The organism is Mycobacterium sp. PTI7, assembly GCF_056679845.1.
The window spans coordinates 5628706-5642372 of record NZ_CM155252.1 but is presented as its reverse complement, the minus strand read 5'-3'; the positions used below and the strand labels follow the sequence as shown (position 1 = coordinate 5642372).

Annotated in this window: 12 protein-coding genes; 5 read left to right on the top strand and 7 right to left on the bottom strand. The window is 68.0% G+C overall.

The genetic code is table 11. The features are described 5' to 3' along the window. The first annotated feature begins 129 nt into the window (after nucleotides 1-129). Nucleotides 130-1557, top strand: coding sequence for an acetate metabolism transcriptional regulator RamB (gene ramB, locus AC1MEY_RS27110; protein WP_480228421.1), 1428 nt, complete (start codon nucleotides 130-132; stop codon nucleotides 1555-1557). Nucleotides 1558-1567: 10 nt separating this feature from the next. After that, on the top strand, nucleotides 1568-2134 hold the full coding sequence (locus tag AC1MEY_RS27105; RefSeq protein ID WP_480228420.1) for a carboxymuconolactone decarboxylase family protein: 567 nt from the start codon (nucleotides 1568-1570) through the stop codon (nucleotides 2132-2134). Here AC1MEY_RS27105 and AC1MEY_RS27100 read toward each other — a convergent pair. The 3 genes from AC1MEY_RS27100 to AC1MEY_RS27090 all read right to left on the bottom strand — a co-directional run bounded on the left by AC1MEY_RS27100 (nucleotide 2131) and on the right by AC1MEY_RS27090 (nucleotide 4392). Continuing rightward, complete coding sequence (locus AC1MEY_RS27100; RefSeq protein ID WP_480228419.1) at nucleotides 2131-2400, bottom strand: hypothetical protein; 270 nt, start codon at nucleotides 2398-2400, stop codon at nucleotides 2131-2133. The two genes, AC1MEY_RS27105 and AC1MEY_RS27100, sit on opposite strands and share 4 nt — an antisense overlap. 11 nt (nucleotides 2401-2411) lie before the next feature. After that, nucleotides 2412-3806: a dihydrolipoyl dehydrogenase gene (gene lpdA, locus AC1MEY_RS27095; protein ID WP_480228418.1), complete on the bottom strand. Its 1395-nt coding sequence runs from the start codon at nucleotides 3804-3806 to the stop codon at nucleotides 2412-2414. 88 nt (nucleotides 3807-3894) lie between these two features. Next, nucleotides 3895-4392: a DUF779 domain-containing protein gene (locus AC1MEY_RS27090; RefSeq protein ID WP_480228417.1), complete on the bottom strand. Its 498-nt coding sequence runs from the start codon at nucleotides 4390-4392 to the stop codon at nucleotides 3895-3897. A gap of 26 nt (nucleotides 4393-4418) precedes the next feature. On the opposite strand from AC1MEY_RS27090, the gene AC1MEY_RS27085 reads away from it, so the two are divergent. From AC1MEY_RS27085 to AC1MEY_RS27075, 3 genes are all read left to right on the top strand, one after another. Beyond that, nucleotides 4419-6446 (top strand): prolyl oligopeptidase family serine peptidase, encoded by a 2028-nt coding sequence (locus AC1MEY_RS27085; RefSeq protein WP_480228416.1) that lies wholly within the window; start codon nucleotides 4419-4421, stop codon nucleotides 6444-6446. After that, nucleotides 6443-6766, top strand: coding sequence for a hypothetical protein (locus AC1MEY_RS27080; protein WP_480228415.1), 324 nt, complete (start codon nucleotides 6443-6445; stop codon nucleotides 6764-6766). The genes AC1MEY_RS27085 and AC1MEY_RS27080 overlap by 4 nt, the downstream gene beginning before the upstream one ends. 135 nt (nucleotides 6767-6901) lie before the next feature. Beyond that, on the top strand, nucleotides 6902-8719 hold the full coding sequence (locus AC1MEY_RS27075) for a GMC oxidoreductase (protein WP_480228414.1): 1818 nt from the start codon (nucleotides 6902-6904) through the stop codon (nucleotides 8717-8719). Here the strand turns inward: AC1MEY_RS27075 and AC1MEY_RS27070 are convergent. Genes AC1MEY_RS27070 through AC1MEY_RS27055 form a run of 4 tightly spaced genes read right to left on the bottom strand, consistent with a single transcriptional unit; the run spans nucleotide 8716 to nucleotide 13402 of the window. Next, nucleotides 8716-9480: a hypothetical protein gene (locus tag AC1MEY_RS27070; protein WP_480228413.1), complete on the bottom strand. Its 765-nt coding sequence runs from the start codon at nucleotides 9478-9480 to the stop codon at nucleotides 8716-8718. The genes AC1MEY_RS27075 and AC1MEY_RS27070 overlap by 4 nt on opposite strands. Next, entirely contained in the window at nucleotides 9408-9752 is a 345-nt protein-coding gene (locus tag AC1MEY_RS27065) for a hypothetical protein (RefSeq protein ID WP_480228412.1), read from the bottom strand. The genes AC1MEY_RS27070 and AC1MEY_RS27065 overlap by 73 nt, the downstream gene beginning before the upstream one ends. Before the next feature lie 3 nt (nucleotides 9753-9755). After that, nucleotides 9756-10880 carry an alpha/beta fold hydrolase gene (locus AC1MEY_RS27060; protein WP_480228411.1) on the bottom strand — a complete coding sequence of 375 codons (1125 nt, stop codon included), beginning with the start codon at nucleotides 10878-10880 and terminating at the stop codon, nucleotides 9756-9758. Next, nucleotides 10877-13402, bottom strand: coding sequence for a LuxR C-terminal-related transcriptional regulator (locus AC1MEY_RS27055; RefSeq protein WP_480228410.1), 2526 nt, complete (start codon nucleotides 13400-13402; stop codon nucleotides 10877-10879). The genes AC1MEY_RS27060 and AC1MEY_RS27055 overlap by 4 nt, the downstream gene beginning before the upstream one ends. Between the last annotated feature and the right edge of the window lie 265 nt (nucleotides 13403-13667).

Here is a 13667-nt window from a genome sequence, read left to right as displayed (position 1 = left end):
TCGACAGACCGGTGGGGCCACCGGCCGACGACGCTCCGTCCTTCGCACTCACGGGTCCTGATCCTGCCACAGGATCACGCGTGCGAATGCTGCGAAGACGCACTTGGCAAGAGTGTTTAGGCTGTTGGGGTGGCCAAGACCTTCGTCGGCGTCCGACTGCGGCAGTTGCGCAGCGAACGCGGTTTCAGCCAGGCGGCGCTCGCGCAGATGCTCGAGATCTCGCCCAGCTACCTCAATCAGATCGAGCACGACGTCCGCCCGCTCACGGTGCCCGTGCTGCTGCGCATCACCGAGGTCTTCGGCGTCGACGCCACCTTCTTCGCCTCGCAGGACGACACCCGACTGGTCGCCGAACTGCGCGAGGTCACGCTCGACCGCGACCTCGGCGTCGAGGTCGATCAGGCCGAACTCGCCGATGTCGTCGCCTCGCACCCGACCCTCGCCCGCGCGATGGTCAACCTGCACCAGCGCTACCGGTTGACGGCCACCCAGCTCGCGACCGCCACCGAAGGCCGCTTCTCGGGCGGCAGCGCCACCAGCTCCGGGACCGGCTCGATCACCATGCCGCACGAGGAGGTCCGCGACTTCTTCTACCAGCGGCAGAACTATCTGCACGAACTCGACTCGGCCGCAGAGGATCTCACGATCGAGATGCGGATGCACCGCGGCGATCTGGCCCGCGACCTGTCCGATCGGCTGACCTCGCTGCACGACGTGCGCATCGTCCGCCGGGCCGACCTCGGCGACACGATTTTGCACAGGTTCGATCCCGAGACCCGCACCCTGCAGATCGGACACCACCTGCCGTCCGGCCAGTACGTGTTCCGCCTCGCCGCCGAGCTGGCCTACCTGGAGTTCGGCGGCCTGATCGACGCGCTCGTCGACGAGGGCGTGTTCACCAGCGACGAGTCACGCACGCTGGCCCGGCTAGGTCTGGCCAACTACTTCGCCGCCGCGACGGTCCTGCCGTATCGCCAGTTCCACGAGGTGGCCGAGAACTTCCGCTACGACGTCGAGCGGCTGTCGGCGTTCTACTCGGTGAGCTTCGAGACCATCGCCCATCGGCTGTCCACGCTGCAGCGCCCGTCGATGCGCGGCGTGCCGCTCTCGTTCGTTCGCGTCGACCGCGCGGGCAACATGTCGAAACGTCAGTCCGCCACGGGTTTCCACTTCTCGTCCAGCGGTGGGACGTGCCCGCTGTGGAACGTCTACGAGACGTTCGCCAACCCGGGCAAGATCCTGGTGCAGGTGGCGCAGATGCCCGACGGCAGGCACTACATGTGGGTGGCGCGCACCGTCGAGCGACGCGCGGCACGCTATGGGCAACCCGGCAAGACGTTCGCGATCGGGCTGGGCTGCGAGCTGCGGCACGCGCACCGGCTCGTCTACTCCGAGGGGCTGGACCTGTCGAGTGAGGTCGGGACGCCGATCGGCGCGGGATGCCGGGTGTGCGAACGTGACAACTGCCCGCAGCGGGCGTTCCCGGCACTGGGCCGCGCGCTCGACCTCGACGAGCATCGCAGCACGGTGTCGCCCTACCTGGTGAAGCATCCCTAGACTCGGACCCGTGAGCGCTCCCGACCGGATCCCGGACACAGCCCCCGCCCGCATCAAGCCCGGCGGGTTCCGCGAACTCGGCCCGCTGAACTGGATCATCGCCAAGCTCGGCGCGAGAGCCATCCGCGCGCCCCGCTTCTCGCTGTTCAACGTCCTCGGTCAGCACCACCTGCTGTTCCTCGCGTGGCTGCCCTACTCGGGGCTGCTGCTGGGCCTCGGCAAGCTGCCCAAGGCGGAGGCCGAACTCGTCATCCTGCGGGTCGGACACCTGCGCAACTGCGAGTACGAACTGCAGCAGCACCGGCGACTGGCCCGCAGCCGTGGCGTCGACGCCGCGCAGCAGGCCCGCATCTTCGAGGGCCCCGACGCCGAGGGCCTCACCGAGCGTCAGCGGATCCTGATCACCGCGACCGACGAGTTCGTGATCACCCGGTCGATGTCGGCCGAGACGTGGTCGGCGCTGTCGGGCCACCTGAGCAAGAAGCAGCTCATCGAGTTCTGCATGCTGGCCGCCAATTACGACGGACTCGCGGCGACCATCACGACGCTGCGCATCCCGCTGGACTTCCCGGATTAGAGGTACGTCACCCCGAGCACGATGAGCGACAGCAGGACCGGCGCCACCGGCAGACACCAGGCGAACCACGCCCTGGCGTGGGCCTTGCGCTTCTCCAGCTGCCAGCCCAGCAGACCCGACAGCACGGCCACCACCAGGCACGCGGCCGACACGACGAGCACCCAGCTGCTGACCGACGTCGTGTTGATGGCCAGCGAGATGCCGATCAGCCACAGCACGTGGCCGATGATCAGCCCGCCGATGGCGGCGACGACTACGGACCTCACCGACGCGAGACCTAGAAGTTGATCATGTGGCCGGCGAGGCCGTGGAAGCACTCCTGCAGCGCCTCGGACAACGTCGGGTGGGTGTGGACGTTGCGGCTCAGCTCGTTGACCGTGAGGTCCCACTTCTGTGCCAGCGTCAGCTCGGGCAGCAGCTCGGACACGTCGTGGCCGATGAGGTGTCCGCCGAGCAGTTCGCCGTACTTGGCGTCGGCGATCACCTTGACGAACCCGCCGGGCTCGCCCAGACCGTGCGCCTTGCCGTTGGCGGTGAGCGGGAACTTGGCGACCTTGACGTCGTAGCCCTCGTCGCGGGCCTGCTGCTCCGTGAGACCGAAGCTGGCGACCTGCGGCTGGCAGAACGTGGCGCGCGGCATCATCCGGTAGTCGCCCAGCGGCAGCGTCTCGGCACCGGCGATGGTCTCGGCGGCGACGACACCCATCGCCTCGGCGACGTGGGCCAGCTGCAGCTTGCCGGTGACGTCACCGATCGCGTAGATGTGCGGCTTGTTGGTGCGCATGTAGTCGTCGATGGCGATGCCGCCGCGGTCGTTCAGCTCGACGCCCGCCTTCTTCAGGTCGTAGCCGTCGACGTTCGGGACGAAGCCGATGGCCTGCATGACCCGGTCGGGCTTGAGTTCCTCGGTCTTGCCGTCCTTGCTGATCGTCACGGTGACCTTGTCGCCGTCGTCCTCGATGGACTCGACCTTGGTACCGGTGAGGATCTTCACGCCCAACTTCTTGAACGCCTTCTCGATCTCCTTGGAGATCTCGGCGTCCTCGTTGGGCAGCGCGCGCGGCAGGAACTCGACGATCGTCACGTCGACGCCGTAGTTCTTCATCACGTAGCCGAACTCCATGCCGATGGCGCCGGCGCCGGCGATCACGATCGACCCGGGGAGGTCGCGCTCCATGATCTGCTCTTCGTAGGTGATGACGTTCTTGCTCATCGACGTGCCGGGCACCAGCTTCGTGTGCGCGCCGGTGGAGATGATGGCGTTGTCGAACGTGAGGGTCTCGGTACCGCCCTCGTTCAGGTCGACCTCGACGGTGTGGTCGTCGGTGAACTTGCCGTACCCGTGGACCTCGGTGATCTTGTTCTTCTTCATCAGGAAGTGCACGCCCGCGACGCGGCCCTCGGCGACCTTGCGGCTGCGGTCGAACGCCGAGCCGTAGTCGAACGACACGTCGCCGTTGATGCCGAACTGCTTGGCTTCCTTGGTGAAGATGTGGGCCAGCTCGGCGTTGCGCAGCAGCGCCTTCGACGGAATGCATCCGACGTTCAGGCAGACGCCGCCCCAGTACTTGGGCTCGACGATGGCGGTGTTCAGGCCGAGTTGGGCTGCGCGGATGGCCGCGACGTACCCGCCGGGGCCTGCTCCGATTACGACGACGTCATAGTGGGTCACGCCTTCCACCCTAATGGTCGAACGACGGGTACCAGCGGCCGAACCAACCGAAGACGTAGGACCTCCGAGGTAAACCCCGGTGCGGCCGCTAGCCCTGCACGATCGCGGCGCGTCCCGCAGGCATCGGGCAGGCGTCGACGGCCTCGGCCACGACGTGCGAGCCCGTCTCCTCGGGCCGGTCGCCCGCCTCGTAGCGGGCGCCGGTGATCGGCGCGTGCGCGGCGAGTTCGGCGTTCTCGTCGTCGGTGAAGGCGCGCCCGCGCGACAGGAAGCGCATGCCCTCCGGTGTCTCCAGGCTGAACCCGCCGCCCCGACCGGGGACGACGTCGATCACCAGCTGCGTGTGCTTCCACGCCTCGAACTGCGGGCCGGAGATCCACACCGGGACCCCGTCGCCCACGTCGAGCACCGAGAGGAGGACGTCCCGGTCGCCGACGATGAAGTCGCCGTCGGGGTAACACATCGGCGAGGAGCCGTCGCAGCAGCCGCCGGACTGGTGGAACATGAGCGAGCCGTGCCGGTCCTGCAGCCGACGCAGGAGGTCGGCCGCGGCCGACGTGATGAGGGCTCTGCTCGGGACGGCCATCACCCGACTTTAGCGCGGCGGCCACAATGGAGCCCGTGGATCAACAGGCTGACCAAGACCCGTATCTCTGGCTCGAGGACGTCACCGGCGACGACGCGTTGGCGTGGGTCGCCGAGCACAACGCACCGACGCTGGCCGATCTCGGGGGCGACCGGTTCGAGACCATGCGGGCCGAGGCGCTCGAGGTCCTCGACACCGACGCGCGCATCCCGTACGTCCGCCGGCGCGGCGAGCACCTCTACAACTTCTGGCGGGACGCGGACAACCCGCGCGGGCTGTGGCGCCGCACCACGCTGGAGAGCTACCGCACCGACGACCCCGCGTGGGACGTGGTCATCGACGTCGACGCCCTGGCCCACGCCGACGGCGAGAACTGGGTGTGGGCCGGCGCCGAGGTGATCGAGCCGGACCTCTCCCTCGCGCTGGTCAGCCTGTCCCGGGGCGGCTCGGACGCCACCGTCGTGCGCGAATTCGACATGCTGACGCGACGATTCGTGCCGGGCGGCTTCGAACTGCCCGAGGCGAAGACCGACATCGGCTGGGAGGGCCCGGATGCCGTGATCGTCGGCACCGACTTCGGACCCGGCAGCCTCACCGACTCGGGCTATCCGCGCGTCACCAAGCGGTGGCGTCGCGGGACGCCCCTCTCGGCCGCCGAGACCCTGTTCGAGGGTGAGGCCTCCGACGTCAGCGTGGGCGCGGGCTACGACCCGACCCCCGGGTTCGAACGGCTACTGGTCTCCCGGTCCTTCGACTTCTTCAACCGCGACCGCTACGAGCTGCGCGACGGCGCGCTGCTGCGGATCGACGTGCCCACCGACGCGGGCACGTCGATCCACCGCGAGTGGCTGCTGATCCGCCCGAAGAGCGACTGGACCGTCGGCGGCACCACCCATCCCACCGGCGCCCTGCTGGCGACCAGGTACGAGGACTTCCTCACCGGCGCCGCCGAATTGACCGTCGTCTTCTCCCCCGACGACCACACCAGCCTGCAGAGCTACACGTGGACGCGCGACAGGCTGATCCTCGTCACGCTCGTCGACGTCGTGAGCCACGTCGAGGTGGTGACACCCGGGACGTGGACCCGCGAACCGGTCGCCGGGATACCCCCGAACACCAACACGGTCGTGGTGGCGGCCGACGAGTACGGCGACGAGATCTTCCTCGACTCCAGCGGATTCGACACCCCGTCGCGGCTGCTGTGCGGCCGGGTCGGTGACGAGCTGGTGGAGGTCAAGAGTGCCCCGGCGTTCTTCGACGCCGGCGACATCGAGGTCAGCCAGCACTTCGTCGCATCCGCCGACGGCACGATGATCCCGTACTTCGTGGTCGGGCACCGCGATTCGGACGGGCCGGGCAAGACGCTGCTCGGTGGCTACGGCGGTTTCGAGAACTCCAACACGCCGGGTTACGGCGGCGTGCTCGGCCGGCTGTGGTTGTCCCGTGGCGGCACCTACGTGCTGGCCAACATCCGCGGCGGCGGTGAGTACGGGCCGCGGTGGCACACCCAGGCGATGCGTGAGGGCCGGCACCTGGTGCACGAGGACTTCGCCGCCGTGGCAGCCGATCTGGTGGCGCGCGGCGTCACGACCGTCGATCGGCTCGCCGCTCAGGGCGGCAGCAACGGCGGCCTGTTGATGGGCATCATGCTGACCAAGTACCCGGAACTGTTCGGCGCGCTGGTGTGCAGCGTCCCGCTGCTCGACATGAAGCGCTATCACCTGCTGCTGGCCGGGGCGTCGTGGATGGCCGAGTACGGCGACCCCGACGATCCCGACGACTGGGCGTTCATCTCCGAGTACTCGCCGTACCAGAACATCTCGGCCGATCGCGGGTACCCGGCGCTGCTGATGACGACGTCGACGCGCGACGACCGGGTGCACCCCGGCCACGCCCGCAAGATGACGGCGGCGCTCGAGGCGGCAGGGCACGCGGTGCGGTACTACGAGAACGTCGAGGGTGGCCACGCCGGTGCGGCGGACAACGCGCAGACGGCGTTCCGGTCGGCGCTGATCTACGAGTTCCTGCACCGGACGTTGGGCGCCGAGCAGTGACCGAGCAGTCGCTGCTCCTCACCCTCGTCGGCTTCGCGATCCTGCTCGCCGGGTTGGTGGTGCCGGGGTGGGACACCGACCGGATCCCGAAGCGCGCGATGAAGCGTCGCATCTACTGGACGGCCACCGCGGTGGCGATCCCGGTGCTGTTCACATCCGGCCTGCCGGACATGCAGAGTGCGATCGCGTTCGTCGTGACGACGCTGATCCTGATGGTCGGGTGGGCGTACTTCCGCACGTCGAACCTGAAGATCGGCGGCGAGATATACGCCGCCTACGAGCCGAACCGCGAGCCGGACCCGCCACCGCGCGGGGGCTGAGGGGCCAGGCGCGTCGACTTCTGCATCCGCGTCGTCGGGAACGCCCAACCACGACCGTGGCGCAGAACTCGCGGCCGGTTTTCCCTCCCCGGCCGGCCCGTCCCTGCATAATCCGTGCAGGGATCGGGGGGTCACATGCCGTTGGATGAGGAACTGGGCGGCGCGTACGACGTCGTCATCGTGGGGAGCGGATTCGGCGGGTCGGTGATGGCCGCGGAGTTGGCGGACTACAGCGATGCGAAGGTATGCGTCCTCGAACGTGGGAACGCCTACGCACCGGGCGCCTTCCCGCGGGATGGCGACGAGATCGTGCGCAACTTCTGGGCACCGGAACACGAACTCCTCGGTCTGTACGACGTCCGATGGTTCTCCCACATCACCGCCGTCGTGGCGAGCGGACTTGGCGGCGGGTCGCTCATCTACGCGAACGTCATGCTGCGCAAGGACTGCACCTGGTTCCAACAGCGCACTCCGAACGGCGAATTCACCGAGCAGTGGGCGCTGCGGCTGAGCGATCTCGATGAGCACTACGGGGCAGTGGAGGACTTCCTCGGGGTGGAGGAGTTACCCCACACACCCGAGGATGCTGCGTTCCGTCTCGAGAAGACGTCTGCCTTCCTCGGGCCCGCTACGGACCAGAAGGCCGACGACCGCGGGTACACGCCGCTGGCGATCCGCTTCCGCGGCGAAGACGGCGTTGCCGCGGTCGGTGTACCTCTCCTCGATGACGAGTACGGCAACATCCACGGGACGATCACCCGAAACACGTGCTGCCTGAACGGTGAATGCGACGTCGGGTGCAACGAAGGTGCGAAGAGTTCGCTCGACCACACCTACCTGTCTCTCGCCAGTTGCCGAGACGCATCGGTGCACACCCGGACCCAGGTCGTGGGTCTCAAAAGGATCGACGACGCGGAGGGATACCGGTTCGTCGTCACGGCTCGGGTCTATCGCAAGGACGGCTCCGATGCGGCGCAACCGTTCTACGTGGATCGCCCGATAAAGGCTCGGCGGGTCGTGTTGGCCGCTGGGTCGCTGGGCTCGACGGAGCTGCTGCTCCAGCACTCGTCGACGCTCGGCCTCCACCACCCCGCTCTCGGGTCGAGATTCTCCGGAAACGGCGACTTCCTCGCAGCCGTGCAGGGCGCGGGCAAGGATTTGGACTGTTGGAAGGGCCCCGTCATAACGGCCTACCGGCGCTACCCCGCCGAGAGCGATCCGATCGAGGATCCTGATTCTCCGGATCCCGGTGGAGACGGCGCCGACGTCGACCGGCACGGGATGTACATCCAGGACGCCGGCCTGCCCAACTTCGGGATGTGGCGGGACGCAGGCCTCCTCCCCCACCTGTTGGGGCCCGAACCGGCGCCCGCGCGGATACCGGATGCACAGGTGGCAGAGATGTGGGCCGACACGGTCATGACGGGCATCGGCACGCAAGCCGACCCGAGAGCCGCACTCGACGTCAAGACCACGTTCAGCAAGTGGCAGGTGAGCAAGACCTTCATGCCGCTGCTCGGGATGGGACGCGACCGGCCCGATGGCCGACTGTCGCTGGGACGGAACGGTCGCCTGAACTGCGACTGGCGCGCCGACTCGTCGGAGGCCTACTTCGACGCGATGAACGAACGGATGGCGATCATCGCCGAGGAACTCGGCGGCACCTACGTCTCGAACCCGCTGTACGACGTCCTCAAGCGGGTGATCACCGTGCACCCCGTCGGCGGATGTCCGATGGACACGAACCTGCACGAAGGGGTGATCGACACGTACGGACGCGTCCGCGGCGTGCCGGGACTCCGTGTCTGCGACGGGTCGGTGTTTCCCGGCCCCATCGGCCCCAACCCGTCACTCACGATCGCGGCCTTCGCCCGAAGGAGCGCCCACAATCTCATTGCCGAACAGGACTTCAACGGGCCACCTACCGAAGCCGACGCATACGAGGGCAGCTAGGCGCGAGCGCGAAAGACGTAGATCCGGACCAGTGACGCCGCGAAGAACCACAGGAACCTCGAGATGACGAATGGCGCGCGGTACCAGCGCGCGTCGGTCGCATTCATCGAACCCACTTGATTGAACAGGGCGCTGGGCGTGAGTCGTACCTTGCCCGCGAGCCACCGGGGTCGGAGGAAGTCGCGTTGCGCTGCCGGCTCCTGCACGTCGTACGCCAGCGGAGGTTCCAGCGCCACAGCACAATCCGTATCGACGTCGACCCTCCCGCCGTGCGTCACGTCACGGAGGATCACCCTCATCGTCGTGGTCTCGCTCCAGAGCCTGAGGATCCGCCCGGGCGTGAGGTACTTGCGACCCGTCAGGACGAGGAAGCGCTCGCCATCGGTCAGGACGGCGTCGTAGACCATCAGTCGGCCGCGACCACCCGACGGGATGTCACCACGCCGGAACAATTCGAACGCACCGTCATACGCGACGAACGGACGCCCACTGAGAATGGGCACCTCCAATTCGACCCAGAGCTTCGCTCGGTGTGGCACGTCACGATCGACCAACAGCCCCAGATCGGCGATGCTGATGCGCGCGCGCAAGGACGCGGAGAACGCATTCTCGGCGTCGTATCCGTCGTCCGTGTCCAGCGCCCACGGAGCCAACCGCCCGCGCATGACTTCGTCGAAACGGATGCTGCTCAACGGTTCTCCCGGTGGCGGTAGGCCAGGATCCCGAACCAGCCGGCGATGGCAAGCCAGGCGATCGACCACGAGACCATCGTCACGGACCCCACGTGCGGGCCGTCCTGGAACGCGGCGACCGCCACGCACAGCACCGTGACGAACGGCAACCAGCGAAGACCGGAGAACATCTCGGTGACTAGCATGATTGCCGCCGTGACCCACATCGCAAACGTCATCGCCCGAAACAACCAGTGATCGGGGACGGGAACACCGCTGACCGTGGCGGACGCCGCGGCCCCCAGCATCAGGGAAAGCGACAGCAGGAGAACGGCATTCGAGACCAGGAGCAGTTTCGGCACGCGTTACTCGCGCAGTCTGTCGATGATATACGGGAAGACGTCGCGGCTCGCGTTCTTGCCGATGAAGACGTCCATGTGGCCGTAGCCGGCGAATCGGCGGGTCGTGTGGTTCCGCCCGGGATCGACACGGTCCAAGAAGGACCAGGTCTTCTCGATCGCCTCCGGTTTGAAGCAACGGTTCTCGGCGCCGGTGATGAAGTGGAAGGTCGCCTCGGTCTTCGGCGCCTCGACCGCGAACTCTCTGGGAAGGCGCCTGTCCTCCGGGACTTTGTCGGCGTCATAGGCGCGAGTGGAGACCAAGCGCCCCTCGCCGACACACCTGCGCACCTGCTTGAACAGCTTGGCGGGTGCGTGCCCGAACTCCCCCTTGAGCCACTCGTGCGTCTCGTCGTTCAGGTTGTCGTGATTCCACATCGTCGGGAAGCCCACGCCGTAGACGAAGCTCGCGTACTTGCACACGGCGTTGTTGCACTCGTGGTGGAACGCTCGCACCATCCAGTTCATGATCTTGGGCACGATTCTCGGAGGGTGCAGGCCGTACTGCGGGTTGAACCACTTCGCCAACCGGCCGAACGTCTCTACTGCGATCGGCAGTTTCACCCGGGCCATGAACGGCACCAGCGGATGCAGCGCGGACGAGTTCGAGATGACCGTGGAGAACGGACCAAGCTTGCCGGACACCAGTGCCATGAGGAACGAACAGGAACCCTGACAGTGGATGATCGCCTTGAGCGATTCGCACCCGGTGGCCTGCCGCACCACCTTTACTGCCGCGGGAAAGTCCAGCACTGCTGCGTCATCGAGATCCCACTCGATGGGCCGGAGGTCGATGCTGCTGCGCCAGTTGAGCATCCAGACGTCGAAACCCTCCGCAGACAGCATCGCCGGCAGTGTCATGGCGGTCGGCGGGCAGAAGAGGTTGGCCCGCACTCCCGTACCGTGCACCAGGATGACCGGGCCGCGCGAGATGCCGCCCGCGACGACGGACGCGACCGGAGGGAGTCGCTTGAAGTTCAGCCAGTGTCCGTCCAGCGCCTTGAACCAGACGGTCGTCGGCTGGCGCAACGTCATACCGGTGGGCGCCGTGAGGGCGATCTCCGGCGCCCCCGAGACGAACGTCTCGATCAATCCCCACCCCCCGATGCGGCCTCGACGGCGTGGGCCAACATGGTTCGGTCGGCGACGTCGAGTTTCGTACACGCATGGTAGACGTGGGTTTCGACGGTGCGCACCGAGATCGTCAACTTCTCCGCGATGGCCTTGTTGCTCAACCCGGCGGCGACCATCAGGGCGACTTCGCGCTGCCGACCGCTCAGCGGCAGCGGATTGAGCACGGCCTCGAGGGCCGGGGTCTTCGCGCCACCCGCGAGTCGACGAAGCTCCGCCGTGCGCGCACGTGCACCGAGCGCCCGCTTCCGATCGCCGGACAGCTCGAACGCCACCGCCGCCTGCGCGACGGCATCTGCTGCGGCGCAATTCATCCCGATCAGAGCCAGGTCGGCGGACACCGAGTTCAGCAGGGATCCGTCGCGAGTCGCCACGCCCTGGGCGTGCCGCAGCACGATGGGGCCGAGTCCGCAGTCCAGTTCGGCGACGATCCGGCCCACTCCGGTGACCGCCTGCGTGTCACCGAGCCGGACCGCGTCGTGGTGCGCGAGCAGAGCCTGCGCGAGCTGACCGGTGCGCATCGCGTAGCCGACGGCGTCGCGAGCAGCAGCCACCGCACCCCGCACGTCTCCTGCCGACGCACGCGTCCACGCCCGGGCCAGGTTCAGCTCGGGGGTGTAGATCGCCGATCGCATGCCGTGGCTCTCCTCGGCCTTGAGCAGTACCTCCTGCGCACCTGCGGCGTCGCCGCGCTGCCCGAGGGCCTTGGCCAGGTGCGACAAACCCATTGGCCCCCAGGAGTATCCGGTCTGCCGGAGCGCCGCCCCTGCCTGGCGGAGCACGCCGATCGCCCCGCCGAGGTCGCCCTTGGCGATGAGCACCTGCCCGAGGATCACCTCGCCGATGGCCCGGCCGGGCTGTTCGAAGTCGGCGAAACCCAGGTAGTGCCGCGCCGATTCCTCGGCGACGTCGACCTGCCCCTGGACCAGCGCCGTCTGCACCTCCCCCAGACCGGCGGCGTACCGCACCAGCCCCGGATGTTGCGCCTGCAGACACCGCTGCACCAGTCCCTCGACGTCGGCGAGACGTCCGGTCCGCGCGCACGAGATCGCGGCCGCCGAGGATGCCCACGCGATCGCGAGATCGTCGGCGTCGGTCGACTCCAGGACCGTCGTGGCGACGTCGATGGACCGGCGCGGATCGCCCGAGTTCATCGCGAACGTGGCCGCGAGCGCGTCGATCGTCTGCAACGGTGCCGGCAGCGTGACCCGCGCTCGCATCGTCTGCAGGAATTCGACCGCCCGCTCGGAGTCCTTGAGCATCCAGAACTGGTTCGCCGCCTTGGGCAACGTCCAGGCCGTCAGTTCCCACTCGGACAGCCCGGTGTGGTCGACCGGGGCCAGCGCCTCGTCCGTCTCCCGTCCGCGGCCCTGCCAGGACAGCGAGTGCGCCAGTGCCAGGCGCGCCGGCAAGCCGTCGGATCGACTGAGTGCGCCACGCGCGAGCCGCTCGCCGAGCGCCAGATCGCCCAGCTGCATGGCCTGCCACGACGCGGTGAGGATGTCGGGCACCTCGGGCGGCAGGTCGCTGTCGATCGCGAGCGCCGCGAGTCGCAGTCGATCGCTGACGTGCTCGGCGGTACGGGTGCCGAGCACGGCGACCAGGCTGGTGCGCAGCCGGCGGGCCGCCATCCGTCCCATCGACGCCCGAACGCTCTCGGTGTACAGCGGGTGTGCCGAGTGGACCACCAGATCGTGCCCGCGCTGCGACAGGGTCACGACGCCCGACTTCTCCGCGCTCTCGACCGCCTGGGCCGACACCAGCTGGGACAGAACGTCGACGGGCAGCGGCTCCTCGACCGAGAGGAAGTCGACGACGTCGCGAACGGCGGGCGTCATTCCGGCGAGGTGACTTTCGATGAGTTCGGACAGCTGGCGGGTCAGAGTGGTCTGACCGCGCAGTTGCCACACTCCGTCGACGACGCGGAGCGCACCGGCCTGTTCGGCCCCCTCGACGAGGTGTCGGAGGTACAGCGGATTGCCCTGGCTCATCGTGAAGATGCGGTTGGCACTCGCGGTCTCCAGGGGGCCGCCGAGCGCGAGTTCGACGAGTCTCGTCGTCTGTGTGCGGTCGAACGGCTCGATGTCCACGCGCCGGATGACGGCGTCCTTCCACAGCGTCGTGATCGCGTCGGGCACGGGCTCGCCCGAGCGCGCGGTGATCACCAGGCGCGCCGCCGAGGTCAGCGCGAGCTGGTGGACGAGCGCGGCCGAGAGGTTGTCGAGCAGGTGCGCGTCGTCGACGGCGATCAGGACCGGCTGAGTGCTCTCGCCGCACAGCGAGGCCCGCGCGGACTGCAGCAGCGCCACGGATTCCGACGCGCCGGGCATCTGCACCAGATGGCTGAAGGCCCCGAAGGGCACGTGCCGGGCCGACGCGGTCGCCGAGATCCAGTGCGAGAGCGCCCGGGGGTGGCGCGTCGCGAAGCGTCGCGCCGTCTCGCGCGCCAGCACGGTCTTGCCGACGCCGGCAGGACCGACCACGACAGCGCCTCGCGCTCCGTCGTCGGTGATGGCTGATTCAAGCAACCCCTGCGGTGCCCCCCGCTGGGCAGTCGTCCACTGCACTGCGCCCACCAGCAAATACTAGGGCCGGTAGCGTCATGTCGCGCTACATCGGGACTTCTCGCATCGACGCGTCGCTGGCGAATGCGTAGTCCGAATACGTAGTCCGCTACGGATGTGCCGCGGGGGTGATCGTTCATACGCTCAACGCAGTCGTCATCAGCCACCCGGTCGCACGGACGCG

What these genes read in the sequence shown, in the direction of transcription:
- AC1MEY_RS27090 (WP_480228417.1), bottom strand. Translation starts at nt 4,392, where the DNA reads ATGGCCGTCCCGAGCAGAGCCCTCATCACGTCGGCCGCGGCCGACCTC.
- AC1MEY_RS27085 (WP_480228416.1), top strand. Translation starts at nt 4,419, where the DNA reads ATGGAGCCCGTGGATCAACAGGCTGACCAAGACCCGTATCTCTGGCTC.
- AC1MEY_RS27075 (WP_480228414.1), top strand. Translation starts at nt 6,902, where the DNA reads ATGCCGTTGGATGAGGAACTGGGCGGCGCGTACGACGTCGTCATCGTG.